The 26470-nt window shown below is 68.2% G+C and carries 22 protein-coding genes; 13 read left to right on the forward strand and 9 right to left on the reverse strand.

What is annotated here, in order from left to right; genetic code table 11:
• The first annotated feature begins 3 nt into the window (after window positions 1-3).
• Window positions 4-1494 (forward strand): efflux transporter outer membrane subunit, encoded by a 1491-nt coding sequence (locus tag ACTRWB_RS10270; protein WP_446901816.1) that lies wholly within the window; start codon window positions 4-6, stop codon window positions 1492-1494.
• A gap of 209 nt (window positions 1495-1703) precedes the next feature.
• On the opposite strand, the gene ACTRWB_RS10275 is transcribed toward ACTRWB_RS10270, so the two are convergent.
• Both ACTRWB_RS10275 and ACTRWB_RS10280 read right to left on the reverse strand, forming a co-directional pair.
• A complete protein-coding gene (locus ACTRWB_RS10275; RefSeq protein ID WP_412024657.1) occupies window positions 1704-2924 on the reverse strand; it encodes a porin in 1221 nt (406 codons plus the stop codon).
• Between the two features lie 477 nt (window positions 2925-3401).
• Complete coding sequence (locus ACTRWB_RS10280) at window positions 3402-4466, reverse strand: phytoene/squalene synthase family protein (RefSeq protein WP_446901817.1); 1065 nt, start codon at window positions 4464-4466, stop codon at window positions 3402-3404.
• Between the two features lie 370 nt (window positions 4467-4836).
• Between ACTRWB_RS10280 and ACTRWB_RS10285 the strand changes: the two genes are divergently transcribed.
• On the forward strand, window positions 4837-5982 hold the full coding sequence (locus tag ACTRWB_RS10285) for a glycerophosphodiester phosphodiesterase (RefSeq protein ID WP_193100656.1): 1146 nt from the start codon (window positions 4837-4839) through the stop codon (window positions 5980-5982).
• A gap of 74 nt (window positions 5983-6056) precedes the next feature.
• Here the strand turns inward: ACTRWB_RS10285 and ACTRWB_RS10290 are convergent, their stop codons facing one another.
• Window positions 6057-7682 (reverse strand): rhodanese-related sulfurtransferase, encoded by a 1626-nt coding sequence (locus tag ACTRWB_RS10290; RefSeq protein WP_446901818.1) that lies wholly within the window; start codon window positions 7680-7682, stop codon window positions 6057-6059.
• A gap of 104 nt (window positions 7683-7786) precedes the next feature.
• On the reverse strand, window positions 7787-8353 hold the full coding sequence (locus ACTRWB_RS10295) for a cysteine dioxygenase family protein (protein ID WP_193100658.1): 567 nt from the start codon (window positions 8351-8353) through the stop codon (window positions 7787-7789).
• A gap of 17 nt (window positions 8354-8370) precedes the next feature.
• Between ACTRWB_RS10295 and ACTRWB_RS10300 the strand changes: the two genes are divergently transcribed.
• On the forward strand, window positions 8371-9345 hold the full coding sequence (locus tag ACTRWB_RS10300) for a LysR family transcriptional regulator (RefSeq protein ID WP_446901819.1): 975 nt from the start codon (window positions 8371-8373) through the stop codon (window positions 9343-9345).
• Window positions 9346-9406: 61 nt separating this feature from the next.
• Here the strand turns inward: ACTRWB_RS10300 and ACTRWB_RS10305 are convergent, their stop codons facing one another.
• Window positions 9407-10744 carry an acyl-CoA dehydrogenase family protein gene (locus tag ACTRWB_RS10305; protein ID WP_446901820.1) on the reverse strand — a complete coding sequence of 446 codons (1338 nt, stop codon included), beginning with the start codon at window positions 10742-10744 and terminating at the stop codon, window positions 9407-9409.
• Between the two features lie 269 nt (window positions 10745-11013).
• Between ACTRWB_RS10305 and ACTRWB_RS10310 the strand changes: the two genes are divergently transcribed.
• The 8 genes from ACTRWB_RS10310 to ACTRWB_RS10345 all read left to right on the forward strand — a co-directional run bounded on the left by ACTRWB_RS10310 (window position 11014) and on the right by ACTRWB_RS10345 (window position 19104).
• Entirely contained in the window at window positions 11014-12099 is a 1086-nt protein-coding gene (locus tag ACTRWB_RS10310; RefSeq protein ID WP_193100661.1) for an LLM class flavin-dependent oxidoreductase, read from the forward strand.
• A gap of 20 nt (window positions 12100-12119) precedes the next feature.
• Window positions 12120-12959 carry a class II aldolase/adducin family protein gene (locus tag ACTRWB_RS10315; protein WP_446901821.1) on the forward strand — a complete coding sequence of 280 codons (840 nt, stop codon included), beginning with the start codon at window positions 12120-12122 and terminating at the stop codon, window positions 12957-12959.
• A gap of 32 nt (window positions 12960-12991) precedes the next feature.
• Entirely contained in the window at window positions 12992-14026 is a 1035-nt protein-coding gene (locus tag ACTRWB_RS10320) for an ABC transporter substrate-binding protein (RefSeq protein WP_446901822.1), read from the forward strand.
• A 4-nt stretch (window positions 14027-14030) separates the two neighbouring features.
• Window positions 14031-15122: an ABC transporter permease gene (locus ACTRWB_RS10325; RefSeq protein WP_446901823.1), complete on the forward strand. Its 1092-nt coding sequence runs from the start codon at window positions 14031-14033 to the stop codon at window positions 15120-15122.
• Window positions 15116-15943: an ABC transporter ATP-binding protein gene (locus tag ACTRWB_RS10330; RefSeq protein ID WP_446901824.1), complete on the forward strand. Its 828-nt coding sequence runs from the start codon at window positions 15116-15118 to the stop codon at window positions 15941-15943. Before ACTRWB_RS10325 ends, ACTRWB_RS10330 begins: the two co-directional genes overlap by 7 nt.
• A gap of 50 nt (window positions 15944-15993) precedes the next feature.
• On the forward strand, window positions 15994-17175 hold the full coding sequence (locus tag ACTRWB_RS10335) for a c-type cytochrome (protein WP_446901825.1): 1182 nt from the start codon (window positions 15994-15996) through the stop codon (window positions 17173-17175).
• 37 nt (window positions 17176-17212) lie between these two features.
• Window positions 17213-18166 carry an ABC transporter substrate-binding protein gene (locus tag ACTRWB_RS10340; protein ID WP_446901826.1) on the forward strand — a complete coding sequence of 318 codons (954 nt, stop codon included), beginning with the start codon at window positions 17213-17215 and terminating at the stop codon, window positions 18164-18166.
• A gap of 71 nt (window positions 18167-18237) precedes the next feature.
• Complete coding sequence (locus tag ACTRWB_RS10345) at window positions 18238-19104, forward strand: MOSC domain-containing protein (RefSeq protein ID WP_446901827.1); 867 nt, start codon at window positions 18238-18240, stop codon at window positions 19102-19104.
• Window positions 19105-19226: 122 nt separating this feature from the next.
• Here ACTRWB_RS10345 and ACTRWB_RS10350 read toward each other — a convergent pair whose 3' ends face one another.
• The 4 genes from ACTRWB_RS10350 to ACTRWB_RS10365 form a co-directional block, all read right to left on the reverse strand.
• On the reverse strand, window positions 19227-19715 hold the full coding sequence (locus ACTRWB_RS10350) for a hypothetical protein (protein WP_129517258.1): 489 nt from the start codon (window positions 19713-19715) through the stop codon (window positions 19227-19229).
• Window positions 19716-19987: 272 nt separating this feature from the next.
• On the reverse strand, window positions 19988-21388 hold the full coding sequence (locus ACTRWB_RS10355; protein WP_446901828.1) for a sensor histidine kinase N-terminal domain-containing protein: 1401 nt from the start codon (window positions 21386-21388) through the stop codon (window positions 19988-19990).
• Between the two features lie 79 nt (window positions 21389-21467).
• Window positions 21468-22139 carry a response regulator gene (locus tag ACTRWB_RS10360; RefSeq protein WP_065502220.1) on the reverse strand — a complete coding sequence of 224 codons (672 nt, stop codon included), beginning with the start codon at window positions 22137-22139 and terminating at the stop codon, window positions 21468-21470.
• Between the two features lie 125 nt (window positions 22140-22264).
• Window positions 22265-23500, reverse strand: a complete 1236-nt coding sequence (locus ACTRWB_RS10365) for a multidrug effflux MFS transporter (protein WP_446901829.1) — start codon at window positions 23498-23500, stop codon at window positions 22265-22267.
• Between the two features lie 102 nt (window positions 23501-23602).
• Here ACTRWB_RS10365 and pdxR point away from each other — a divergent pair, with 102 nt between their 5' ends.
• Together pdxR and ACTRWB_RS10375 are read left to right on the forward strand one after the other, a co-directional pair.
• Entirely contained in the window at window positions 23603-25090 is a 1488-nt protein-coding gene (pdxR, locus tag ACTRWB_RS10370) for a MocR-like pyridoxine biosynthesis transcription factor PdxR (RefSeq protein ID WP_446901830.1), read from the forward strand.
• Between the two features lie 217 nt (window positions 25091-25307).
• Window positions 25308-26408, forward strand: a complete 1101-nt coding sequence (locus ACTRWB_RS10375) for an ABC transporter substrate-binding protein (protein ID WP_048245395.1) — start codon at window positions 25308-25310, stop codon at window positions 26406-26408.
• Window positions 26409-26470: the final 62 nt, after the last annotated feature.

A 26470-nucleotide genomic window follows, 5' to 3' on the forward strand; every position in this document is an offset into this window, starting at 1 on the left:
GCAATGAAACCGGCTTCGTATCGCGCCCTCATCGCTGCCCGCGGCTTGACGTTGGCCGCTGCCGTGCTGCTCGTCACCGGATGCGCGGTCGGGCCGGATTTCCGCACGCCCGATGCGCCGGCCACGCAGCACTACACGCGCGGCGAACCACCCGCGACGACGGCCGCCACCGCCGGTCCGGCTGGCGAAGCGCAGACGTTCGCATCCGCCGCGCACACACCGCAACGCTGGTGGACGCAGTTCGGCTCCGACCCGTTGAACCGGCTCGTCGACACCGCGTGGCAAAACAGCCCGACGCTCGCCGAAGCCCGCGCGCGGCTCGACGAAGCGCGACAGAACCATGCGGCCGAAGCCGGCGCGACGATGCTGCCACGCGTCGACGCGAACCTGTCCGCCACGCGCGAGCAAATCGACACCACCGCGTTCGGGTTGCCGGCCAACGTGCCGAATCCGGGGCCGTTCACGCTGTATGACGCGTCGGTGAGCGTGTCGTACGTGCTCGACGTGTTCGGCGGCAACCGGCGCGCACTCGAAGCGTTGCGCGCGCAGGTCGACTATCAGGCATTCACGCTCGACGCCGCGCGCCTGACGCTCGCGGGCAACGTCGTCGCCACGGCGATCCTGCGCGCGTCGCTCGCGCAGCAGGTCGCGCTGACGCGGCAGCTCGTCGACGCGCAGGCGCGGCAGTTGCGCATCGTCGAAGCGCGCTTCGCGGCGGGCGGTGTATCGCAAGCCGACGTCCATGCGCAACGCGCGCTGCTCGCGCAGACGCAGGCCTCGCTGCCGCCGCTCGCGGCTCGCCTCGCGCAGGCCGACCACCGGCTTGCGATCCTGCTCGGCGCGCCGCCGTCCGACGCCGTGCTGCCCGATCTCGCGCTCGATGCGCTCGCGCTGCCGCGCACGCTGCCCGTCGCGCTGCCGTCGACGCTGGCCCGCGAACGGCCCGACATCCGTGCGGCGGAAGCCATGCTGCACCAGGCGAGCGCGAACGTCGGCGTGGCCACCGCGAACCTGTATCCGCGTTTTTCGATTACGGCGGGGATCGGCTCGGAGCGCACACGCGTCGCGGATATCGTGAGCGGGCTCAATGTCTGGAATGTCGGCCTCGGCCTGACGCAGCCGCTCTTTCACGGCGGCGAGCTGCGCGCGAAGAAACGCGCGGCCGAAGCGGCATACGATGCCGCGTTCGCGAGTTACCGGGAAACCGTGCTGCAGGCGTTGCAGCAAGTGGCCGACGCGATGCGCGCGGTCGAGCACGACGCGGCCGAACTGCAGGCGAGAGAGAGCGCCGCGCGGGAAGCCGCGGCAAGCAACACGATTGCCGGCGACCGTTACGCGGCGGGCGGGATCAGCACGTTCGACCTGCTCGACGCGCAGCGGCAGGCGCTGCAGACGTCGCTCGACCGCACCCGCGCGCAGGCCGACCGGCTTGCCGATACGGCGGCGCTGTTCCAGGCGCTGGCGGGGAGCTGGACGGATGAGACTGCGCAGTGACGGGCAGGACGGCGTCGGTACTGGCCGAACACTGCGCCGCTATGCATCCACCTGTCAGGCTCGACTGCTGTCGCCAGCCGCTTCCATGCAATGCCCGTCGGCGACGGAACCGGCACTGCGCGCTATGCGTACCGCCAATAAAAAAACCGGCCCAAAGGCCGGTTTCTTCATACCGCATGCCGTAAGCGGCGCTCGCGCGCCGCGCGACATCAGAAGCGGTGGATCATGCCGACGCCGAGGCCGATCTGGTTCTGCTTCGAACCTGCGCCCACGCCGTCACCGATCGACGTGGTCGCCGAGATGATCGCGTTGCCCTTGCCGTTCAGCGTGTTGCCGCTCGCGTGCTGCCAAGCTTCAACTGCGTACAGGCCCGTGCGCTTCGACAGGCTGTAGTACTGCGACAGCGTGACCTGGTGGTACTTGGCCGCGCTCGAGATACCGTTCGACTGCGTTGCCGCCGTGTACGAGTAGCCTGCCGCGAAGTCCCACTGAGCGGCTGCCTTCCAGTGCAGCACGGCGCCTGCCGTGTTGAAGATTGCCGTGTTCTTGAAGAACGAACCCGTGCCCGGCGTGTACTGGACGTTCGAGTACGACGCCGAAATGTCCCATGCCGGCGTGAACTGGTAGCCTGCCGTCACAGCGACGCGTTGCTGCGATTGCGCGGTTGCATAACCGTTGTTGATCGACGAAACAGCCGGCTGGTTGCCGTCGCCCGTCGCCGTCAGGCCGTTCTGGACCGTCGAATTCGCGCCCCACACGCCGCCGCCGAGCGTCGCGTTGTTGACCTTCTGGTAGCCGACCGCGATGCCTGCCGGGCCGTTCAGGTACTGGATCGCCGCGCTCCACGTCGAGCCACGGTTCGTCGCGCCTGCGACGCCGCCGAACGAGTACGAACCGCCGACCGTGAAGCCGTAGATCTTCGGCGACATGTAGACGAGCGAGTTGTTCGCGCGGTAGCTGGTATCCAGCGAATCGATATCGCCCGGGTGCGCGCCGTAATAGCCGGTCAGCCAGGTCGTCGGGCTGTACGGCGACAGCAGCGTGTAGTACGCGGTGTACTGGCGGCCGGCCGTCAGCGTACCGTACGTCGCGTTGGTCATACCGACCCATGCCTGACGCGTGAAGATGCCGTTGGTCCACTGCGACGAGCCGTTAGCCGTGTTGACGCCGGCTTCCAACTGGAAAATCGCCTTCGTGCCGCCGCCGAGATCTTCGCTGCCCTTCAGGCCGAAGCGGCTGCCTGCCCACACGCCGGTGGACATCTGCACCTTCGAGTGACCGCCCGTGGTCGCACCGACTGCCGACGAGTTGTTCTGCCAAGCGATACCGTTATCGACGATACCGTACAGGGTCACGCTGCTCTGGGCGTGGGCGGCGGTAGCGGCTGCAAGGCCAGCTGCCGTCATGGCGAAAGCGACGCGCTTTTTCATTGATTCTCCGTCCTCAAAGAATGATTTCTTTTCTGGTGTGGTTTTATGACTGACACATGTGCGAGTACATGCCGGCGCAATTCTGACGGATTACCGATTGTTTCCCAACATGTGCAGTCGGTCATCGTATGATCGACGCAACGCGCGGGTTCACCAAGCGGTTACATAACACCTGAAAACGCTTACGCGACGGGCATTTCCGGCCTTTCCCGGTGAAAACCCTAGCTTTACATTTTTACTGGTGTAACACGACCGTCCGATGTCGTCAGACGCCTTCGGCATAAATTCATCTTACAAATGCGCGATCGAGACCTGACATCCGATTCACGCCGCCGCGCAGGATCGCTGACATTCATGACACCCACATTTCGGGAAACGAAATCATGAAAACGTTTTAGTCCGCACGCGGGAGATCGAACGGGAGCGGCCCGGCGAACGCGGGCCGAAGGGGATGCCGGCGCACCGCGCCGGCGAGATTCAACGCGATGCGGGCTGGACGAGCCGCGCGGTCACCGCATCGGTGAGCGCGGTCATGCGTGCGCGGATCGCCGCGTTCGAGCCGACGAGCGCGAGCGACGACGCCATGATCCGGTAGATGCGCTTTCTCGGCACCTTGGCCGGCTGCGCCGGGTCGAGCCAAGCATCGTGGCCGGCCAGCAGCTCGAGCGTTTCGAGGCCGATCATGATCGGCCACAGGCACGCGAGCCGCAGCCGCACGAAGCGGCGCGGGATCGCGAGCGTGTACAGGCAGGCGTCGCGATACTGGTCGAGCGCGACGCGCAGCAAGTCGACCAGCACGCCGCGCGTGCGCGCCGACGCATCGGGCTGCATCAGGTCGGCGAAGACGAGCCCGTGCGCGGCCAGCACGTCGTCGGGCAGGTAGCAACGGCCGATGCGCAGGTCCTTCGCGCAATCGCGCAGGATGTTGGTCATCTGCAGCGCCTTGCCGAACCGGATGCCCTTCTCGCGCATGTCCGGCAGGTCCCAGTTGCGTGCGGCGCGCGTGTGCGCGCCGGTCATGTCGGTCCAGAACTCGCCCACGCAGCCCGCGACGAGATACGTGTAGCGGTCGAGCAGGTCGCGCGTCGGCAGCGACGCGACCTGCCCCGACTGCTCGTCGGGAAACGTGCGCAGGTCGAATTCCATTCCCGACGTGAGCGTCGCGACGACCTTGCGGATCGACGCGCGGTCCGCGTCGGGCTGCGCGCGCAGCAGCGCGAGCATCGGCTCCATCGAGCCGAGCAGCACATGCTCGTGTGAGTCGGTCTGCATCCGCGTCACGTCCTCGAGCGAACGCGACAGCGCCGCGCCGTCGCCGAGCCGTTCGATCTCGTCGCGCAGGTCGGTCAGCAACGCCGCCCGGCGATCGGGCGCGACCAGTGCCGTGTCGGCGATCGTGTCGGCCGCGCGTGCGAGCAGGTACGCAAGGCCGACCGGGGCGCGCATGCCGTCGGGCAGCACGCGCAGCGTCAGGTAGAAGGAGCGGGAAACGTTCTTCAGCAGCTCGCCGAGCAGATAGGCGGGATCGGTATGGGTCGTCATGGGTCGGAAAAAATCGGCCGGCGCGCGCCTCGGACGCTCAGAGCGCCGGGCGCCCGCGCCGGCCCGCGAGTCGCCGCATCGTCGCGCCAGGCGGGCGTCGGCCCCGGTGCGTCGATGCAAAATTCCCGCAAGTTTAGTGCATCCGGCGCGCGACCTCCCGGCGACGGCCGGATTGCGGTGCGCGCACGGGCGCCGTGCTCCCTTCTACTGCGCGCATCACGTCTCGAACAAAATAGAAAGACACAAGTAATACGTATGTAATTATTCGGTGCGACGATCGCGTCCCGTTCGACTCCGTCCGGTGCGACACGACAGCCGTACCGGCGGAACGACCGCCCTTTTCCGACTCTCGTTTCGAAGGTTCATCGACATGCTCCTCAAGCGCCCGAGCGCCCTGCGCTACGTCCCGTTCGCCTGTGCCGCCGCTTTCCTGCTCGCCGCATGCGGCGGCAACGACGATCTGACGTCCGATCCCACGCAGCCGATCTCCGCGAAAGTCCAGGTGGTCGGCCATCGCGGCGCGAGCGCGCTGCGCCCCGAACACACGCTCGCGTCGTACCGCAAGGCGATCGAGGACGGCGCGGACGTCATCGAGCCCGACCTCGTGTCGACCCGCGACGGCGTGCTCGTCGCGCGCCACGAGAACGAGATCTCGGGCACGACGAACGTGTCGGTACTGCCGCAGTTCGCGAGCCGCAAGGCGACCAAGACGATCGACGGCGCGCAGTTGACGGGCTGGTTCACCGAGGATTTCACGCTGGCCGAGCTGAAGACGCTGCGCGCCCGCGAGCGCATTCCGCAGGTCCGCCCCGCGAACACCGCGTACAACGACCAGTTCGAGATTCCGACGTTCGACGAAATCGTCGCGCTCGCGAAGCAGATGTCCGCGCAGACCGGCCGCACGATCCACCTGTATCCGGAAACCAAGCATCCGACCTACTTCCAGTCGATCAACCTGCCGCTCGAGGACCGCCTCGTCGATGCGCTGCTGAAGGATGCGTACACGTCGCGTACCGCGACCGTCTACATCCAGTCGTTCGAAGTCGCGAACCTGAAGACGATCCGCAACCGGATCAAGTCGAGCCAGCCGAACTGGAAGCTCGTGCAGCTGATGGACGAAGCCGGCCAGCGCCCGTACGACTTCGTGAAGGCGAACGACAAGCGCACCTACGGCGACCTGTCGACGCGCGACGGCATGCGCGAGATCGCGACCTATGCGAACGGCGTCGGCCCGTACAAGACGTCGATCATCGCGGTTGCCGCGGACGGCACGCTGCAGCAGCCGACGCCGTACGTGCGCTACGCGCACGAGGCCGGCCTCGTCGTGCATCCGTACACGTTCCGCCCGGAGAACAACTTCCTGCCGGCGTCGCTGAAGGACGGCGGTACGCCGAGCACGCGCAACACCGCCGGCTCCGTGCGCGAGATCCAGGCCTACCTGCGCGCGGGCATCGACGGCTTCTTCACCGACGATCCGGCCGTCGGCCGCACGGCCGTCGATACGTTCAAGCGCTGATCGCGCGGGACGTGCCGAACATGCGGTAACCGGGCGTGGCGCGCAACGTGCCGCGCCCGGTCGTGCCGCTTCGGTCAGATCACGTTGAAGTGGTGCGTACCGTCCCGCTTCAGCTGGTCGACCAGCCCGTATTCCCAGTCGAGATACGCCTGCATCGCGGCAGCCGCGTTGTCGGTGCCTTCGTACGGGCGCCGGTAGCGATCGACGCGCGGCGACGCGAGGCGCGTCTCGCCGCTTTCGAGCGGCAGCCCAGCGTCGATCCAGGCAGCCGTGCCGCCGGTCAGCACCAAGATGTCGGCCGAAGCCGGCAGCAACGCGCGCGCGTCGTCGGCCGCGAACCGCGCAAGCAGGCTCGATCCGCACGTGAACACGTAGCGCTTCGCGGGCGGGATCGCCGCGAGCGCGTCGCGCAACTGCGCGCGCACGACGAACCATGCGCCCGGGATATGGCGCTTCACGTAGTTCGCGCTGGCCGTCACGTCGACGATCGCCAGTTCGCCGGGCGCGGCTTCCTTCAGCCAGCCCGCGAGCGTCGCGGGCGACACGTCGGTCGCCGCCGGCGTGACCGGCACGTCGCGCGGCGGCTGGCCGCGCTCGCCGAACGCCGCCGCGCCGGCCGGCTCGACGACGCGCACGTCCCAGCCCATCTGCGCGAGCCACGACGCGGTCATGTCCGCGCGCACGCCGTCGTCGTCGGCGAGCACGATCCGCGCGCCGCGCACGGCCGCGTGATGGTCGGTCTCCTGCACGAGCTGGCCGCCCGGCGTGCTCAGGAAGCCCGGCAGGTGGCCGGCCTCGTATTCCTCCGGCGTACGCACGTCGAAGCGGTACAGCGTGCGGCCCGGCTCGTCGAGCGCGGCGACGTCCGCGAGCGCGATGCGCGGCACGCCCGCACGTTCGGCCACGGCGCGCGCGGCCTGGCGCGCAGCGGCGCGCTGTGCCGCGTCGATCTCGTCCGGAAAGCGGCGCGCGGCGCCACGCTCGAGCGTCTGGCCGGCGAGCGTCCAGCCGATCGTGCCGTTACGCAGTGCCGCGACCGGGTTCGGCAGCCCCGCGTTGACGAGCGACTGCGTGCCGATGATGCTGCGCGTGCGGCCCGCGCAGTTGACGACCACCTGCGTCGCCGGGTTCGGCGCGAGCGCGCGCACGCGCAGCACGAGTTCCGCGCCCGGCACGCTCGTCGAGGTCGGGATGTTCATCGTCTGGTATTCGTCGAAACGGCGCGCGTCGACGATCACGACATCGGCCTTCGCGTCGATCAGCGCCTGCACTTCCTGTGCGGACAGCGACGGCGTATGCCGCTCGGCCTCGACCCATTCGCCGAACGACTTGCTCGGCACGTTCACGTCGATGAACAGTTCGCCGCCCGCGGCCACCCAGCCCGCGAGGCCGCCGTCGAGCAGCCGCACGTCGGTATAACCGAGCTGTGCAAGCTTCGCGGCTGCGCGCGGCGCGAGATCCTCGCCGCCCGCTTCGCCGAACACGACGATCGGCGTGTCGCGGCGCGGAATCCGCGCCCACGCGTCGAGTTCGAGTTTCGACAGCGGAAAGTTGGCGGCCCACAGCGGGTGGCCCTGCGCGTACGGATCTTCCTCGCGTACGTCGATCAGCGCGATCTCGTCGCGGGCAAGCAGGCGCGCGCGCACGTCCTGGTACGACGCGACGGGAAAGCGGGAGGTGGAATCGGCGGATTGCGTCACGATGTCTCTGTCTGATTCGGTTGAAGTCGGTGAAGAAAACTAAACGGATGAATCTTGGGCCTGCCGGCGCGCGCCCGCAACGGACCGCGCCAGCGGGCCCGGCGTCAGGCGTTCGAATAACCCGACACGAACGGCTTCACGGTGCCGTCGTCCAGGAACACCGCGCGCTCGACCTTGCCGATGTTCGCGCCGTACACGTGGATGCTGATCGATACGCGATCAGCGAATGCGTTGGTCACGCGATGGACGTCGCCGATGCGCGGCGACACGGCCTCGACCTGCCCCGGTTCCAGCCGCACGGCTTCGCCGAACGGCACGGGCTTCCCCGCTTTGCCGAACCGGTACGGCTGCGAGAACTCGCCGCCGCGCAGCATCCCGATCAGCCCCCACACCGTGTGGTTATGGATCGGTGTCGTCTGGCCGGGCCCCCACACGAAGCTGACGACCGAGAACCGCTCGTCCGGGTCGAGATGCAGCAGGTACTGCCGATAGCGTGCCGGATCGGGCTCGGCAAATGCGTCGGGCAACCAGTCGTCGTGTGAGACGAGCGCGGCGAGCAGCGCACCGCCCTCGTCGAGAATGCGCGCCTCGTTCGCGCCGGACGCGAGCAGCGCGCCCAACGCGTCGACGAACGGACGCAGCGGCGTCTGATGCAACGAAAGCGTACTCATCGACTGGCTCCTCGAATATGATGCCGAATATGATGGATCGTCATGATGCACCCGAAAGACCATGCAGAACAAACATGAAAATTAGCGATATCGACGCTTTTGCAGCGGTCGTCCGCTGCCAGACCCTGAGCCAGGCCGCAGCCGAGCTCGGGATGACGCAGCCCGCGATCACGCGGCGCGTCCAGAATCTCGAGGAAGCGCTCGGCGTGATCCTGCTCGATCGCAACACGAAGCCGCCGCGCCCGACCGATATCGGCCGGCGGGTATTCGAACAGTGTCGCGCAATCCTGCGCGAAGTCGATGCGCTGCGCGAACTGACGGCCGGCGAGCAGCCTCCCGCCGGCGAATTCCGGATCGGGCTCACGCAGGGGCTCGGCGAGCTGATGCTGCCGGCGCTGATCGCGGAACTCGCCGCGCAGTGGCCGGCGCTCGCGACGCAGGTCACGACCGCGTGGGGCGGCATGCTGGTCGAGCGCGTCGCCCGCCGCGAGCTCGATGCGGCGCTCGTGTTCCTCGCGCGCGAGATGGTGCTGCCGGCGCAGGTCGAAGGCGAGCGATTGCTGGCCACGCGGCTCGTCGTCGTCGGCCGCAAGGGCGACTGGCCGCGCCGCGGCTACCGGCTCGCCGATTGCCATGCACGCGGCTGGGTGCTCAATCCCGACGGTTGCGGTTTTCGCGCGGGCTTGCGGCGTGCGCTCGACGCGCAGGGCCTGCCGATGCCGGTCACGCTCGACACCTACGGCCGCGACCTGCAACTGCAGAGCGTCGCGAACGGCTTCGGCGTCGGGCTGATGCCGCTGCCGCTCGTCGAAGGCAGCCCGCTGCGCGACGCGCTCGACATCGTGCCGCTCGCCGATTTCAAGCCGCAGATCGATCTGTGGCTGCTGCGCCGGCACGATGCGACGCGCTTCGACGCGCCGCTCGCGGCCGTTGCCGCACATGCGCGCACCGCGTTCGCGTTGCCCGAACAGACGCACGGCAAGGCTGCGTGACCGTATGGGGCGGTGTCTGCATGGCATCGCCCAGTCTGCCTGCGCGGCAGCCCTGCACCGCTCACGCATCGTTTCGACCGCGTTCGCCCTCGTGGCGTGACGTCCCGCCCGCCTCACCCTTCGTTTCACCCCGGCTCGCCGCTTCGAGCACCTCGCGCCCCGCCGCCACCGCGATCGCATCGTCCTGCGGCGTATGCACGCGGCTGCACAGCACGTCGCGATAGTGGCGCTCGAGCGGGTTGCCGCGGCTCAGCCCGTGATTGCCCGACAGCTTCAGCGCCTGTTCGACCGCGCGGATCGCGTGCTCGGTCACGGTCCGCTTGACGAGGCCGCTGGTCGTGACCGACGGCGCATCGCCCGCGTCGGTGCGCGCGATGTGATCGTCGAGCAGCACGCGGTTCGTATGCAGCCAGCCCTCGATTTCGCCGACCGCCTCCTGCACGCGCGGCAGTGTCGCGAGCGGCGCCCCGAGCCCGCTCGGCGCACGCGTCGTCGCGAATCCGGTCAGCCAGTCGCGCGACGCGCGTGCCACCGCGTCGTACAGGCTGCCGAGCAGCGCGACCATCCATGCCTGCTGGTCGGCCTGTGCGTCGGCATCCGCATGCGTCGCGGCGGACACGGCCCACGCTTGCGGCGCGCGCACGTCGACCGCGTGATCGGCCGGCAGCCGCACGTCGTCGAACACGACCTCGTGGCTGCCCGATGCGCGCAGGCCGAGGTGATTCCAGCTTTCGATCACGCGGATCCGATCGCCATCCGCATCGCGGTCGCGCGGCACGAGAAACACGCCGACACGCGGCTCCGGCTCGTCGGTGCGCGCCCACACGGCCAGCCAGCGCAGCGCCGGAATCCCGGTGCTGTACAGCTTGTGGCCGGACAGCCGCCAGCCGTCGCCGTCGCGGCGCGCGACGGTTTCCGGCAGACCGCCGCGCGACGGCGAACCGAGCGCGGGCTCGACGCGCAGCGCGTTGATCAGCGCGCCGTGCGCGACCGCGCTGTCGAACACCGCGCGCCGCACCGGTGCCGGCCAGCGGTTGTCGGCGCGGCCGAGCGCGCGATGCTGCAGATACGTCATCGTCAGCACCAGCGCGGTCGCCGGATCGGCGCGCGCGACGGCCGCGACGATCCGGCTCGCTTGCGCAAGCGTCGCACCGGCGCCGCCATGCTCGCGCGGCACGACCTGCGCGATCAGCCCCGCGCGATGCAGCCGCGCGAAGTTCTCGTGCGGAAAACGGCCGTCGACGTCGTTGCGGGCCGCATCGGCGGCGAGTTCCGGTGTGAGGCGGTCGAGCAGCGCGTCGACGCGTGCGTCGTCGGCAGCGTCTGTGTCGTCGGTGGGCAGAAGGCGCAGCGAAGGCGGCTGCGGCGACGGCGAGGAAGCGGCAAGGCTGGCGGACATCGAGACGGATTCCCTGGGTAGTGCAAGCGCGGCAATGCCGGCCATGGCGATGATCGATCGGCACGCGACGCGCGGCGCACGACACGGCGCCAACGCGCGCCCGATCGTTCGTGAGCCCACAGCGTATGCGCACCGCGCACCCGCCCAAACCATGCAAATCTGATATTCAAATCGGGATTGATTATTTCCATTCCGCATGATCGCGGCGTTAACCTGCGCTCCATTCCTGCCCGGCCGTGCGCCGGGACGTCCCTGCACCGGAGACCCAGATGAGCGTCGAATTCATCGGCATGATCCAGAGCCAGAAGCAGTCGGAAATCCATCCGGCGTCCGGCCCCGTGGTCGATCCCGACTATGTGCGCGACTTTGCGCGCGCCCACGAAACGGCCGGTTTCGACCGGATCCTCGTGCCGCATCACTCGACCGGCCCGTCGGCGACGCTGACGATCGCGTTCGCGGCGGCCGCGACCGAGCGCATCCACTTCATGCTCGCGCATCGCCCGGGCTTCACCGCGCCGACGCTCGCCGCGCGGCAGATCGCGACGCTCGACCAGTTCAGCCGCGGCCGGCTCGCCGTGCACTTCATCTCCGGCGGCTCGGACAGCGAGCAGCAGCGCGACGGCGATTTCCTCGACCACGACGCGCGTTATGCACGCACCGACGAATACCTCGGCATCCTGCGGCGGATCTGGACCGAAACCCAGCCGTTCGATCACGACGGCGCGCACTACCGGTTCAAGCAGGGCTTTTCGGAAGTGAAGCCGTTCCAGCAGCCGCACGTGCCGATCTATTTCGGCGGCGCATCGGAAGCCGCACTCGCGGTGGCCGGCAAACACGCGGACGTCTATGCACTGTGGGGCGAATCGCTCGACCAGGTGCGCGACCTGACGACACGCGTGCGCGCGGAAGCCGCCCAGCACGGCCGGCAGGTGCGGTTCTCCGTGTCGTTCCGCCCGATCCTCGCCGCGACCGAGGACGAAGCGTGGGCGCGCGCGCACCGCATCCTCGACGAAACGCGCCGGCTGCGCGAAGCGGCCGGCCTCGGCGCCGGCGGCCCGCAACAGAGCGAAGGCGCGCGCCGCCTGCTGGCCGCGGCCGAACGCGGCTCGCGCGTCGACAAGCGGCTGTGGACGGAAATCGCGAAGCTCACCGGCGCTCGCTCGAATTCGACGGCGCTCGTCGGCACGCCCGAACAGGTCGCCGACGCGCTGCTCGACTACTACGACCTCGGCGTGACGACGTTCCTGATCCGCGGCTTCGATCCGCTCGAGGACGCGATCGACTACGGCCGCGAACTGATTCCGCGCGTGCGCAGCGCTGTCGCGGAACGCGACGCGGCACGGCGCGCCGCATGACGCCAACGGAGCGATACGCCATGTCCGCCGTTCTTTCCTCGCCCGTCCGCACCGCATCGGGCCTCGTGCTCGCCGACGCGCCGCGCCAGCATTTCTGGTTCGACCCGCCCGCGCCGCGCATCGACGTCGCCGCCGAACGCCGCCACCGGCAGGAGCGGCTCGCGGCCGCGTTCCGCCTGTTCGCGCGCTTCGGTTTCGCGTCGGGCCTCGCCGGCCACATCACCGCGCGCGATCCGGAGTTGCCCGACCATTTCTGGGTGAATCCGCTCGGCGTGCATTTCTCGCAGATCAAGGTGTCCGATCTGCTGCTCGTCAACGCGCATGGCGAAACCGCGATCGGCACGCGCCCGCTGAACAAGGCCGCGTTCGCGATCCATGCGGCGATTCACGACGCGCATCCGCATATCGTCGCCGCCGCGCATACGCATTCGACCTACGGCAAGGCCTGGTCGACGCTCGGCCGCCCGCTCGATCCGCTCACGCAGGACGCATGCGTGTTCTACGAGGATCACGCGCTGTTCGACGACTTCACGGGGATGGTCGTCGATACCAGCGAAGGCGCGCGGATCGCCGATGCGCTCGCGAAACCGGACGGCACCACGCACAAGGGCGCGATCCTGAAGAACCACGGGATCCTGACGGCCGGCCCGTCGGTCGAGGCCGCCGCATGGTGGTACATCGCGCTCGACAATGCCGCGCACACGCAGTTGCTGGCCGAAGCGGCCGGCACGCCGCAGCCGATCGATCACGCGACCGCGCGCCACACGCACGGCCAGATCGGCGGCCCCGAGGGCGCGCTGCATGCATTCGACAGCCTGTTCGCGCGCGTCGTCGCCGACGAACCCGACCTGCTCGACTGAGCGCCTTTCCGCACGACCGGAGACCCGACCACATGACCCGAACCACCGCACCCGCGCCCACCGATGCGCACGACGACAAACGCCGCAGGCTGCTGCGCGCGGCCGGTGCCGCCGCGCTTGCCGCGCCGGCGATCACGCTCGGCCGCAAGGCCTGGTCCGCGCCGCCGCTGAAGAAACTCACGTTCGCGTGGAACCAGAACGCGTTCTGCCTGACGCCGATCGTCGTCGCGCAGGAACGCGGCTTCTTCGAGAAGAACGGCCTGAAGGTCGAGCTGATCAACTACAGCGGGTCGACCGACCAGTTGCTCGAATCGATCGCGACCGGCAAGGCCGATGCGGCGGTCGGGATGATCCACCGCTGGCTTAAGCCGCTTGAAGCCGGCTTCGACGTGAAGATCGTCGGCAGTTCGCACGGCGGCTGCGTGCGGCTGCTCGGCGCGAAGGCGGCCGGCGTCACGACGCTGCAGGCGCTGAAGGGCAAGACGGTCGGCGTCAGCGATCTCGCCGCGCCCGGCAAGCATTTCTTCTCGATCCTGCTCGCGAAGAACGGCATCGATCCCGAGCGCGACATCACGTGGCGGCAGTACCCGGCCGACCTGCTCGGCGTCGCGGTCGACAAGGGCGAGATTCACGCGATCGCCGACGGCGACCCGAATCTATTCCTGCTCGAAAAGCGCAGCAACGGCGCGTATACGGAACTGGCGACGAACCTGTCCGGCGAATACGCGCGCAAGGTGTGCTGCGTGATCGGCGCGCGCGGCGACCTCGTGCGCAACGACCGGCCGTCGGCTGCCGCGCTCGCGCGCTCGATCGTGCAGGCCACCGAGTACACGCACGACAACCCGAACGAGGCCGCGAAGGTGTTCGCGAAGTATTCGCCGAAGATCAGCCCCGACGATCTGCGCAAGCTCTACGCGACGCTCACCTACACGCATCACCCGACCAACGTCGATCTGCAGCAGGAAATCGCGTTTTATGCGGACGATTTCCGCCGCATCAGCGTGCTGAAGAAAAGCACCGACCCGCAGCGCTTCGCGCAGCAGGTCTATGCGAACGTGCTGGGGTGACGCGATGTCGACGATCGAACAGGCTTCCCCCGCACGCACCGCATCCGCACCGGCCGGCGGCAGCGCCACCGCGTCCGCGCGCGTGGCCTGCACCGCCTGCGAAGCCACGCTCGCCGCCGAAGCCCGCCGCGCACGAACCTGGCCGACCGGCATCGCCGCCGCGCTCGCGTGGGCCGCGCTCGGCGCGCTCACGCAACTGTGGCCGAACCGCATCGTCGGCTTCAGCGACTGGGCGTACACGGACACGTTCGGCGCGGCCGCCTGGTCGATCGGCGCGCTGCTGCTCGCCGCCGCGACGCTCGGCCATCTCGTCCCCGCCACCCGCACGCGCCTCGCACGCGTGCGTCCGGCCGGCCCGTGGCTCGTCGCGCTGCCGCTCGTGCTCGCCGCGTGGGAAATCGTCACCGCGAAAACCGGCTGGCTGCCGACACCGTTCTTCGCGCCGCCGCAGGCGCTGATCGAGGTCTATGTCGACGACTGGCCGCGCCTCTTCGGCAGCGCCGGCAACACGCTGAAACTGCTCGCGCTCGGGTTTGCGTACGGCGTCACGGTCGGCTTCGCGGTGGGCGTGTCGATCGGCTGGTCGCGCCGGATCGGCTACTGGGTGCATCCGGTGCTGCGCGTGCTCGGCCCCGTGCCGGCCACCGCGCTGCTGCCGCTCACGTTCTACTTCTTCCCGTCGAGCTATTCGGCCGCCGCATTCCTGATCGCGCTGTCGACCGGCTTCCCGGTCGCCGTGCTGACGTGGTCCGGCGTCGCGAGCGTCAACCGCCAATACTACGACGTCGCACGCACGCTCGGCGCGAACGCGCGCTTCCTCGTGCTGCGCGTCGCGATTCCGGCCGCGCTGCCGCACGTGTTCGTCGGCATCTTCATGGGGCTGAGCGCGTCGTTCACGGTGCTGGTCGTCGCCGAGATGATGGGCGTCAAGTCGGGGCTCGGCTGGTACCTGAGCTGGGCGCAGGGCTGGGCATCGTACGTGAACATGTATGCGGCGCTGATCGTGATGGCGCTGCTGTTTTCCGGGCTGATCGCGCTGCTGTTCGCGGTGCGCGACCGCGTGCTCGCGTGGCAGAAAGGAACCGTCAAATGGTGAGCACCACCGTACTCGAACCGTCCGTTGCCGCTGCGCCCGCCGCTACGCCCACCATCACGGCGCCGCGCGGCGCGCGCATCGACATCCGCCGCGTCAGCCATGCGTTCGACGGCCCCGGTGGCCCGCTGCCGGTGCTCGACGACGTCACGCTGTCGGTCGCGGCCGGCGAATTCGTCGCGCTGCTCGGCCCGAGCGGCTGCGGGAAATCGACGCTGCTGCGTCTCGTCGCGGGCCTCGACGCCGCGCGGCAAGGCACGATCGCGCAGGACGGCGTGCCGATCGAGCGCCCCGATCCGTCGCGCATCGTCGTGTTCCAGGACCCGACGCTGTACCCGTGGCGACGCGTGCGCGCGAATGTCGCACTCGGCCTTGAAGCGCGCGGCGTGGCGCGTGTCGCGCAGCATCGCGTCGACGATGCGCTGGCGCGCGTCGGGCTGCAGGAATTCTCGAACGTGTTCCCGCATCAGCTATCGGGCGGGATGGCGCAGCGCGTCGCACTTGCCCGCGCGCTCGTCAACGATCCGCGCCTGCTGATCCTCGACGAACCGCTCGGCAAGCTCGATTCGCTGACGCGGCTCACGATGCAGGGCGAACTGACCACGCTGTGGCAACGCGACGGGTTCTCCGCGCTACTCGTCACGCACGACGTCGAGGAAGCGCTGTTCCTCGCGCAGCGCGTGATCGTGTTCGGGCCGCGTCCCGCACGGATCGTCGCCGAATTGCATGTCGACCTGCCCTACCCGCGCCATCGCGGCGACCCGCGCCTCGCGGCACTGCGCCACGACGCGCTGCGGCATCTCGGGCTCGATGCGAGCTGGTAGATGCGGGTTGCCGTTCGACGATCGGCCGCCACGCGGCGGGCGCGCGGCCGATGAACACGCCGCCGTTCGCCGACTGGGCGCTCGTGTTCCTGCAAGGTCTGTATCGCGCGCAACTCGCGTTGGCACGCGTGCTGCACATGCTCGGCCTGACGGGCGACGCCGACGGTCAGGCCGCGTGGCCATGGGCGCACCGCATCGCGCTCGAGACGCTGCGCATCGACGCGGGCCTCACGCGGCAGCTCGCGTTCGCGCTGGCGGCGACCGCGTGTGCCGTCGTGCTCGCGTGCGTCGCGCTCGTTTCGCGCAAGGGGCGTTTCGCGTCGGCGATCGCCGCGCTGGCCGTTGCATGGTTCGCGCCATGGCCGCCGTCGTCGCTGTGGCTCTCGCCTGCCGTGCCGACGAGTTTCCAGCGCGATCCCGCGCCGTTTTCGGTATCGAACGTGGTGCGCGGCGCGCATCTCTACACGCAACACTGCGCGGCCTGCCACGGCGCGGACGGCCGTGGCGAAGGGCCGCTCGCGGCCACGCTCGCGCACTGGCCGCCGACCTTCGCCGGCGCGCTGCTCGCCCGTCGCCTCGACGGCGAACTGTTCTGGCGGGTGCGCCACGGCACGCGCGACGAACACGGTGTGTCGACGATGCCCGGCTTTGCGGCCACGCTCGGCCCGCAAGACACGTGGGCCGTGCTCGACTACCTGAAGGCGCTTTCCGCGGGCAGCGGCGCGCGAGCCGAAGGCGCGTGGCCCGTGCCCGTCCCGCTGCCGGCGCTCGACGTGCGCTGCGGCGACGCCGCGCCCCAATCACTCGAACACTGGCGCGAAGGCCAGCGGGTGCGCATCGTCGCGCTCGCGCCGGGCGCCGCAGCGCCGCCGGAAGACCCGCGCTGGCAGACCCTGCTCGTCACGGCACGCGGCACATCCATGCCGCCCGCAACCGGCACGCGTGCGAACTGCGTCGCGTCGACGCCCGACGCGTGGCTCGCATTCGCGACGATCGCGGGCCTAGCGCCCGATGCGCTCGGCGGCACGCAACTGCTCGCCGATCGTCGCGGCTGGCTGCGGGCACGCGCGTTGCCGGGCAGTGCCGGCTGGTCGGACGCCGACCTGCTGTGCCGCTCGGACGCCGCCGCACGGCCGGCCGCGGCGTCGGCGACCGGCGATCCGCTGACCGCGCTGCTGCTGCGCGTCGACACGGAACCCGTCCGCGACGTGCAGGCCGGACTCCCGCACTGAATTCCCACCCCTTTTCTCCGACCGACCGAACTTCACGATGAATCCGACCCGACGCCATTTCCTCGCGCAAGCGAGCGCCCTCGCCATGATCGCCGCGGCCCCGGCCGCGCTGCGCGCGCAATCGGGCACACGGCCGCTGCTGCGCGCCGGCGACCAGAAAGGCGGGCTGCGCGCGCTGCTCGAAGCGGCCGGCGAACTGAACGGCCTCGCGTACGACATCGCATGGACCGAGTTCCCGGCCGCCGCGCCGCTCGCCGAAGCGCTGAACGCGGCCGCCGTCGACTGCGGGCCGATCGGCGACGCGCCGGTGATCTTCGCGCTTGCGTCGGGCGCGCGCATCAAGGTGATCGGCGCAAACCGTTCCGATCCGTACGGCACGGCCGTGCTCGTGCGGCCCGACGCAGCGCTGAAAAGCGCGGCCGACCTGAAGGGCAAGCGCATCGGCACCACGCGCGGCTCGATCGGCCATTTCGTCACGTTGAAGGCGCTCGACGCGGCCGGCCTGCCGCCCGACGCCGTGTCGTTCCGCTTCCTGCCGCCGGCCGACACGATGCTTGCACTCGCGACCGGATCGATCGACGCGTGGGCGACGTGGGAGCCCTATACCGCGCTCGCCGAAACGAGCGGCCGCGCGCGCGTGCTCGTCAACGGCCGCGGACTGTGGTCGGGCCTCAGCTATGTCGCGGCGACCGATGCGGCGATCGCGTCGAAGCGCGACGTATTGCACGATTTCCTGTTGCGCGTCGTGCGCGCGCAGACGTGGTCGTACCGGCATGTCGACGCGTATTCCGCGGCGCTCGCGCGCATCATCGGCATTCCGCCGGCCGCCGCGAAGCTGCAGTTCGAGCGCCGCAACACGCGCTGGTTGCCAATCGACGCGACCGTGATCGCCGGGCAGCAGCGCACGGCCGACTTCTACCTGAAGGCCGGGCTGCTGCGTCAGCCGCTCGACGTGCGCACGACGTTCGACACCGGCTTCCCGCTCGCGTAACCGGCCAAACTGCTTCGGCCCGATCTGGCACAATCGCGTTTTGACTCTTCACGTCATTCGAAGCCAGCGCCATGCCAGCCATCAGCGAACTTTTCGTCTACCCGATCAAATCCTGCGCCGGCATCGCGCTGACGCGTGCGCAACTGCTCGAAACGGGCCTCGCCTACGACCGCCACTGGCTGATCACCGACCCCGCCGGGCAAATGATCACGCAGCGCACGCACCCGCGCCTCGCGCTGATCCGCACCGCGCTCGACAGCGACGCGCTCGTGCTGAATGCGCCGGGCATGCGCGAGATCCGCACGCCGCTCGACGGCGACGCGTCGCCCGCCACGCCGAAAATGGCCGCGACCGTCTGGCGTGACACCGTCGACGCGATCGACACGGGCGCCGAAACGGCCGCGTGGCTCACCGAATTCCTCGGCACGCCGGCGAAGCTCGCCCGCTTCGGCGCCGACGCGCGCCGCGGCTGCAACCGCAAATGGACCGGCGAGATCGATACGCACACGCAGTTCGCCGACGGCTATCCGCTGCTCGTGATCGGCCAGTCGTCGCTCGACGACCTGAACGCGCGGCTCGCCGCGAAAGGCGCGCCGGCGATTCCGATGAACCGCTTCCGCCCGAACATCGTCGTGTCGGATCTCGATGCGTACGAAGAGGATTTCGTCGAACACCTCGATACCGAAGGCGCGACGCCCGTACGGCTGCGCCTCGTGAAGCTGTGCACGCGCTGCCCGATGCCGACGATCGACCAGGCCACCGCCGCGCCCGATCCGGCATGGCCGCACGAGCCGACCGACACGATGCAGACCTATCGCGCGAATCCGAATTACGAAGACGCGCTGACGTTCGGCATCAATGCGATCGTCGTCGAAGGCGCGGGTGCGTGGCTCGAAATCGGCCAATCGCTCGAAGCGGAGATCGGGTTCGGCGATTAAAAAATCGCGAACCCGCATGAATGGCACAATGCGCTGAATCGGAAGGCGACGCATGCGATCGTTTACCGCAATGCGCCACCGTGTTCGATTTCAAACAATTTGCCGATTGATTTCCGCTGGAATCACAGTTCCGTAATCTTTGCGTCGCTTACCGTGATCTTTTCTTCCGGATTTTGGGGATCGACGCTCGTATAACTGGCCGTTCCGGTTTTCGAACCCTGCGGAATAAGGGAAGACAAATCCAGCACCGGAAACAGTGCCGGCGGGATGCCATGATACTTGTTGACGGGAATGATCCCGCCGACGTAACCATGCACGTGCAGCAAAAGCGACCGTACCAGAAGAGCGGACGCGCTTTCCTCTTCCTTTGACGGGAAGTAGGTATAGTTTCCGCCGATCGTGATTCTGGTCACGTTATTGGGCCGATGAGCCCAGACAATCGTGCCGGAGCCTTGCAGCGAGCCCGACGGATGATCCAGTTCCGGGTGGAATGCGGCGGCAAACTGGATGGTCGGCGCATGCCCCTTTCCTGACGTGACCTGCCCACCGCTGATTCTGAATCGTTTGACGAAAATCTCCGGCAGAACTTCTTCATCGAGTGTCGTGGCCATGGCCTTGCCCTCACTGAATTGTGGAAAATTACGATTCATCCCTGAATTAACGAGATGAAGCCGTATATTGAACGGCTGATTCAGCTTAGGTCGGATAATCGGAATTTGTAGCTGTTATAAATAGCAGCATGTCACGTGAGTATAAAAATACTCAATTCAATTATTGAATATTTAGATTTTATAAAACATCTCGAATGTGCATAATGGCGCAGATAATCACCTGCGCTCCGCATATCCACCGCCTCCCGGGAAACACATGCCGAAATGTGTTTCTAAAGGCTGATCGGCAGCACCACCGTGACGATCAGCCCGCCGCCGCTCGCATCGGCCAGCGCCACCGTGCCCTGGTGCACGCGTGCGATCTCCCGCACGATCGACAGCCCAAGCCCCGTCCCTTCGACCGTCTGCGTCTTGCTGCCGCGATGGAAGCGCTCGAACACCGCGTCGCGCTCGTCGGCCGGAATGCCCGGCCCGTTGTCGATCACGTCGAGCCGTGCATGCTCGCCGTCGCGCGACACGCGCACCGTGATCACCGCACGGTCGCCCGCATAGCGGATCGCGTTGTCGATCAGGTTGCCGATCATCTCGCCGAGCAGGTCGGACTGCCCGTGCACGTCGACGTCGGCCTCGTGTTCGAAGCCGAGATCGATGTCGCGCGCGCGTGCGACGGGCGACCAGTCGAGCGTCACGCTGCGCGCGAGCCGGTGCAGTTCGACCGGTTTGCGCGCGACCGCGTGGCCGCTGTCCGAATCGAGCCGCGACAGCGACAGCAATTGCTGGACGATCTTCGCGGCCTGTCGCACCGCGCCGTTCGCGCGCCGCAGGTGGGCGTTCGCGCGCGGCTGCTCGTCGGGCCGCAGCGCGAGCTCGACGCCGGCCTGCACGGCCGCGAGCGGCGTCTTCAGTTGATGGGCCGCATCCGCGAAGAAGCGGCGCCGCGCGACCTGCATGCGCTGCGTGCGGCCAATGTACTGGTTGATCGAATCGACGAGCGGCGTCAGCTCGCTCGGCATCGCGCCCGTGTCGAGCGGCGTCGTGTCGTCCTCGCTGCGCGCGGCGACCGTCGCCGACAGCCGGTTCAGCGGCCGCAGCCCGCGCCCGACGCCGAGCCATACGATCCCGAGCGCGAGCACGACGAGCAGCCCTTCCTGCAGCAGCGAACCGACCAGTATCTCGCGCGCGAGCGCCTGGCGCGCCTCGATCGTCTCGCCGACCATCACCCATACGATGCGCGACTGTGCGGTCGGCACGTCGTGCACCGGAATGCGCAGCGCGGCCATCCGCAACTGCTCGCCGCGATAGACGACGTCGTAGTAACGCGTGACGAACAGCGCGCCGTCGCCCGCATCGCGCCCCTGCGGCAGCGGCAGGTCCGGATAACCGGTGATCGTGTGGCCGTTGTCTTCGCGGATCAGGTAGTAGATCTTGCCGCCGTCGCTCGATTCGAGCATTTCGAGCGCGAGATACGGCAGGTCGACCTCGATTTCACCGTCGTTGAGCCGCACGCCTTCGCGGATCGACTTCAGCGACGACGACAGCGTGCGGTCGAATGCGACGTGCGCGGCGCTCATCGCGCGCTGGTACGTGAGCCACGAGTCGAGCGCGAGCAGGCCGAGCAGCGGCAGCAGCAGCCACAGCGCAACCTGGGTGCGCAGGTTCGGGCGGGTCACCATGCCTCCCGCCGGGCTGCCCCAAGGAAGGCATGCGCCCCCTTGGGGGGCAGCGAACGAAAGTGAGCGTGGGGGCGGTCACTCATACCGCCTTCGCTTCCAGCAGATATCCCAATCCCCGTAACGTGACGATCGCGATGCCCGTGTTCTCGAGCTTCTTCCTCAGCCGGTACACGTAGATTTCGATCGCGTCGGCGTTGACCGATTCGTCGAGCCCGAAGATCTTCTCCGACAGCGTTTCCTTGTTGATCGCGCGGCCGTTGCGCAGGATCAGCACCTCGAGCACCGAGCGCTCGCGCGGCGTGAGCGACAGCGGTTCGCCCGCGAGGTGGAAACTGCGATCGATACTGTCATACGAAAGCGGCCCGCATTCGACCCGCGAATGCTCGTGGCCGAGGCTGCGCCGGATCAGCGCGCGGGCGCGCGCTTCCAGTTCGGTCAGCTCGAACGGCTTCGCGAGATAGTCGTCGGCGCCGAGATCGAGCCCCTTCACGCGGTCCTCGACCGACCCGTGCGCGGTGAGGATCAGCACCGGCACCGGATTGCGGCGCGCGCGCAGCCGCCGCAGCACCTCCAGCCCGTCGAGCTTCGGCAGCCCGAGATCGAGGATCACCAGCGCGTAATCCTGCGTGCGCAGCACGTGGTCCGCCGCCTCCCCGTCCGCCATGTGATCGACCGCGAAGCGCGCGGCGCTCAGCGCGTCGTTCAGCGACTGGGCCAGGTTCGGGTTGTCTTCGACGAGCAGCACACGCATGGGGAATCCGGTAAGGTCAGCGACAGGCCGCTACATTACATGATCCTTTCCATTTCGACGCCTCGCGGAAACACCTGTTGCACCGCGCCTGCGAACCCGCGCCGCGCGGTCCGGTCGACTGCCGCTCATCGCTCGGGCGCGCGATGGCTCCCTGTCGCGAAGCGCGAACCGTCGGTCACGCGACGCTCACGCAGACCGACGGCCACCGCGACGAACGCGACGCTCGCACCGACCGTGACGGCAATCATCGAGCGGGCGGTGCCATCCGACAGCCACGCCAGCACACCGCCGCACGCGGCCGTGATCGCCATCTGGATAAAGAAGAAGAGCCCGGACGCCGTGCCGGCGATCTTCGTGTACGGCTGCATCACCGCAAACTGGCAGGCCGGAATCGCAATCCCGACGGCAATCATCACGACGAACATCGGCACGACGAGGGCCGCCACCGCCGTGGGGGCGATCGCACCGCCTGCCCACAACACCGCGGCGCCGACCAGATTGATGGCTGCCGCCGCGACGATGACCGCATCGGCTTCCCAGCGGCCGCTGGTCCGCGCGAACAGGCTCGAACCGATCAGGTAGCCGAGCACGGTCAGGCCGAAGATCGCCGCATAGACCGGGCCGGACACGCCCATCTGCCGCTGGAACAGCGTCGACGACTCCGCGATGAACGGATAGTACGTGCAGTAAGCGAAGCTGATCGCCAGCGAATAGCGCAGGAACCGGCGCTCGCGCAGCAGGCCGGCATACGTCCGCAAGAGCCCGCGGCCCGGCACCGGCCGCGCGTCGTATTCGCGGGTCTCGGGCAAATAGCGCAGCACCATCGCCGTCGCGATCAACCCGCCCGCCGCGAGACACGCGAACACCCCGCGCCAGCCGAACCATTCGGCGACCGCGCTGCCGGCCAGCGGCGCAATCACCGGCGACAACGCCATGCCGGCCGAGATACGGCCCAGCATCGTGGCCTGCATCGCGGTCGGAAAGCGCTCGCGCACGATGACGCGCCCGATCACCGTTCCGCTGCAGCCGCCCAGCGCCTGGAAGATGCGTGCGGCGATGATCGCCGGGATGCTCGTCGACAACGCGCAGGCAACGCTCGCGATCGCGTAGACGCACAGGCCGCCGACGAGTACCGGACGGCGTCCGTACCGATCGGACAACGGCCCCGACACCAGCATCGACAACGCATAACCGACCATGTACAGCGTCAGCGTGAGCTGCAACTGGGCATCGGTGCCGTGCAGCGCGTCGGCCATCGCGGGCAGCGACGGCAGGTAGGCATCGATCGTGACCCGCGGCAGGCACACGACAAGCATCAACAGGAACAGCCAGCCCCACTGGGGCAATAAACGCGTCTTCATGCGGTGAGTCCGTCTTCGGTCGGATGGAGGTGGTCGACAGCAATCTAAGGGGAAAGTGATATAAGCTGAAGGACCATTAAATCGAACACCGACTGGACCACTATGCCGCGAGGCAAAGCCGCGATTCCGCTTGATCTGCCGCGCCCTTCCGGGCTGTCGACCGGCAGCCCGCAGTCGAAGCAGGCGTGCATTGCCGACGCGATTCGCGACGCGATCCTGAAGCGCCTGCTACCCGGTGACAGCCCGCTGCCGTCCAGCCGGACGCTTGCCGCGCGCTGGAGCGTCGCACGGGGAACCGTCGAAGCGGCGTACGACCTGCTGTGCTCCGAGGGCTACATTGCGCGCACGCGCGGCTCCGGGTCGCGGGTCTGCGCGATGGTGCCGGACAGCTATCTGCGCGCGGCCGCGCAGCCGCGTCACGGCGGCGCCGATCGCCCCGACACGCCGAGCGCGTCGGCAGGCACGACGGACACGGCCGAGCCGGAACATGGCGTGCGCCCCGGCGTCCCGTTCGTCGCACGGCTCGCCGATCCCGGCCTGCTGCCGATGCAGCAATGGAAGAAGGCGCTCGGCGCGAGCCTGCTTGCCGCGACGGTGAACGACCTCGGGGCGACGCCGTCGCAAGGCGTCGAAAGCCTGCGCGCCGAAATCGCCGCGTACCTGCGGGAATACCGCGGCATTCCGTGCGAAGCCGGCGACATCTTCATCACGACCGGCATCCGGCATTCGATCGATCTCGTCGCGCGAACGGTGCTCGCGCCCGGCTCGACGGTGCTGATGGAAGATCCGGGTTATGCGTCGGCCTGGCAGATTTTCACGATTGCGGGCGCAACCGTGATCGACGTGCCGGTCGATCGGGAAGGGATCGACACGGCGTCGCTGGATCGCCATCCGGATGCGCGCGCGGCCTACGTGACGCCCGCCCATCAGGCACCGCTCGGCGTCACGATGTCGGTGTCGCGCCGGCTCGAACTGCTCGACTGGGCGCAGCGCAACCGGGCATGGATCATCGAGGACGACTACGACGGCGAATTCAGTTACCAGACCGCCCCGCTGCCCGCGCTGAAATCGCTCGACGCATGCGATCGCGTGATCTACTGCGGCTCGTTCAACAAGACGCTGTTCTCGGGGCTGCGCATCGGCTTCATGGTCGTGCCGACGGAACTGCGGCCGATGCTGTCGGCCGTGTGGCACGCGACCGCACGCTCCGTCGGCGTGGCGCCGCAGCTTGCGCTGGCCCGCTTCATCGCGCACGGCGATTTCGCGAAGCACCTGCGCGCCAGCCGCCACGCGTACCGCCAGCGGCGCGACATCGTGCTCGACCAGCTGGCGAAGCACGCCAGCGGGCGGTACACGGTGTCGGGCGAGCACGCGGGATTTCATTTCGTGCTGTGGCTGCCGCCCGGGATGGACGACGCGTCGTACGTCGCGCAGGCGCACGCGGCCGGCGTCACGTTGCAGGCGATCCGCGGATTCTGCCGAAGCGCCGAGCGCGAAGCGGGTGTCGTCGTCGGCTATTCGGCGCTGACGGCCGCGCACGCGCGGCACGGCGGCCGGATCCTCGGAAAGCTGCTGGCGCAATCCGCATAACCGTCTTCGGCATCGTTGCCGCCCCCGTCGGCAACGCACTTCCCGCCCTTTTCAAACCGTGTCGCGCGCCGCGAAAACCGCGGCCGCCGTCGTTTCGACCTCGGGAAATCCATGACACAAAGGACGCGATTGTGAACGGAAATGAAAGCAGGCTGAAAGTGCCTCGCAATTAACATCCGCGTCACTCGAACAACACCGATACGTACTGGAGGAAGACATGTCGTTTGCACCGAAGACCCTCGCCGCCGCGCTGGCGGTCGTTCTGGGCACTGCCGCCGGCAGCGCCGCCGCGCAGGTTCCGGCCGGGTATCCGGGTAACTACCAGGGCGTGATCGACGCCGCGAAGAAGGAAGGCAAGCTGATCGTCTACTCGACGACCGACACGGGCCTCGTGCGTCCGCTGATCAAGGACTTCGAAAGCCTGTACGGCGTGAAGGTCGAGTACAACGACATGAACAGCACCGAGCTGTACAACCGCTACATCAGCGAGAACGCGGCGAGCAGCACCAGCGCCGACGTGCTGTGGAGCTCGGCGATGGACCTGCAGGTCAAGCTCGTCAACGACGGCCTGATGGCGTCCTACGATTCGCCCGAAAGCCCGAACCTGCCGCAATGGTCGCAATACCAGAAGCAGGCGTACGGCACGACCTTCGAGCCGCTCGCGATCGTCTACAACAAGCGCCTGATCCCCGAGAACGAAGTGCCGACGACGCGCGCCGACCTGATCAAGCTGCTCACCACGCAGGGCGACAAGTTCAAGGGCAAGGTCACGACCTACGACATCGAGAAATCGGGTGTCGGCTTCAACTACCTGACGCAGGACGCGCATGTGAACGAGAAGGTCACGTGGGAACTCGTGCGGGCGATCGGCGCGACCGGCCCGAAGCTGCAGTCGAGCACCGGCGCGATGATGGAGCGGATCTCGTCGGGCGAGAACCTGATCGGCTACAACATCATCGGTTCGTATGCCTATGCGAAGGCGAAGAAGGACAAGTCGATCGGTTATGTGTTTCCGAAGGACTACACACAGGTCGTGAGCCGCCTCGCCACCGTGTCGAAGAAGGCGAAGAACCCGAACGCCGCGAAGCTGTGGGTCGACTACCTGCTGTCGAAGCGCGGCCAGACGCTGATCGCGAACCAGGCGAACCTGTACGCGATCCGCGCGGACGTCACGGGCGAAACGTCGGCCGCGAGCCTGTCGAAGGAGCTCGGCGATTCGCTGAAGCCGATCCAGATCGGCACCGGGCTGCTCGTCTATCTCGACCAGTCGAAGCGGCTTGCGTTCCTGAAGCAATGGCAGCAGTCGATCAAGCGCTGATCCGCTGACTGCCGGCCGCCCGCCGCCTCTGGCGCGGGCGGCCCCTTCCCCTTACCGACTTC

The sequence above is a fragment of the Burkholderia sp. YIM B11467 genome, assembly GCF_052952715.1.

What these genes read in the sequence shown, in the direction of transcription:
- ACTRWB_RS10275 (WP_412024657.1), bottom strand. Translation starts at nt 2,924, where the DNA reads ATGAAAAAGCGCGTCGCTTTCGCCATGACGGCAGCTGGCCTTGCAGCC.
- ACTRWB_RS10320 (WP_446901822.1), top strand. Translation starts at nt 12,992, where the DNA reads ATGACCCGAACCACCGCACCCGCGCCCACCGATGCGCACGACGACAAA.
- ACTRWB_RS10340 (WP_446901826.1), top strand. Translation starts at nt 17,213, where the DNA reads ATGAATCCGACCCGACGCCATTTCCTCGCGCAAGCGAGCGCCCTCGCC.
- ACTRWB_RS10280 (WP_446901817.1), bottom strand. Translation starts at nt 4,466, where the DNA reads ATGACGACCCATACCGATCCCGCCTATCTGCTCGGCGAGCTGCTGAAG.
- ACTRWB_RS10355 (WP_446901828.1), bottom strand. Translation starts at nt 21,388, where the DNA reads ATGGTGACCCGCCCGAACCTGCGCACCCAGGTTGCGCTGTGGCTGCTG.
- ACTRWB_RS10270 (WP_446901816.1), top strand. Translation starts at nt 4, where the DNA reads ATGAAACCGGCTTCGTATCGCGCCCTCATCGCTGCCCGCGGCTTGACG.
- ACTRWB_RS10300 (WP_446901819.1), top strand. Translation starts at nt 8,371, where the DNA reads ATGATGCCGAATATGATGGATCGTCATGATGCACCCGAAAGACCATGC.
- ACTRWB_RS10335 (WP_446901825.1), top strand. Translation starts at nt 15,994, where the DNA reads ATGAACACGCCGCCGTTCGCCGACTGGGCGCTCGTGTTCCTGCAAGGT.
- ACTRWB_RS10305 (WP_446901820.1), bottom strand. Translation starts at nt 10,744, where the DNA reads ATGTCCGCCAGCCTTGCCGCTTCCTCGCCGTCGCCGCAGCCGCCTTCG.
- ACTRWB_RS10285 (WP_193100656.1), top strand. Translation starts at nt 4,837, where the DNA reads ATGCTCCTCAAGCGCCCGAGCGCCCTGCGCTACGTCCCGTTCGCCTGT.
- ACTRWB_RS10325 (WP_446901823.1), top strand. Translation starts at nt 14,031, where the DNA reads ATGTCGACGATCGAACAGGCTTCCCCCGCACGCACCGCATCCGCACCG.
- ACTRWB_RS10375 (WP_048245395.1), top strand. Translation starts at nt 25,308, where the DNA reads ATGTCGTTTGCACCGAAGACCCTCGCCGCCGCGCTGGCGGTCGTTCTG.
- ACTRWB_RS10360 (WP_065502220.1), bottom strand. Translation starts at nt 22,139, where the DNA reads ATGCGTGTGCTGCTCGTCGAAGACAACCCGAACCTGGCCCAGTCGCTG.
- ACTRWB_RS10345 (WP_446901827.1), top strand. Translation starts at nt 18,238, where the DNA reads ATGCCAGCCATCAGCGAACTTTTCGTCTACCCGATCAAATCCTGCGCC.
- ACTRWB_RS10365 (WP_446901829.1), bottom strand. Translation starts at nt 23,500, where the DNA reads ATGAAGACGCGTTTATTGCCCCAGTGGGGCTGGCTGTTCCTGTTGATG.
- ACTRWB_RS10350 (WP_129517258.1), bottom strand. Translation starts at nt 19,715, where the DNA reads ATGGCCACGACACTCGATGAAGAAGTTCTGCCGGAGATTTTCGTCAAA.
- ACTRWB_RS10315 (WP_446901821.1), top strand. Translation starts at nt 12,120, where the DNA reads ATGTCCGCCGTTCTTTCCTCGCCCGTCCGCACCGCATCGGGCCTCGTG.
- ACTRWB_RS10330 (WP_446901824.1), top strand. Translation starts at nt 15,116, where the DNA reads ATGGTGAGCACCACCGTACTCGAACCGTCCGTTGCCGCTGCGCCCGCC.
- ACTRWB_RS10310 (WP_193100661.1), top strand. Translation starts at nt 11,014, where the DNA reads ATGAGCGTCGAATTCATCGGCATGATCCAGAGCCAGAAGCAGTCGGAA.
- ACTRWB_RS10295 (WP_193100658.1), bottom strand. Translation starts at nt 8,353, where the DNA reads ATGAGTACGCTTTCGTTGCATCAGACGCCGCTGCGTCCGTTCGTCGAC.
- pdxR (WP_446901830.1), top strand. Translation starts at nt 23,603, where the DNA reads ATGCCGCGAGGCAAAGCCGCGATTCCGCTTGATCTGCCGCGCCCTTCC.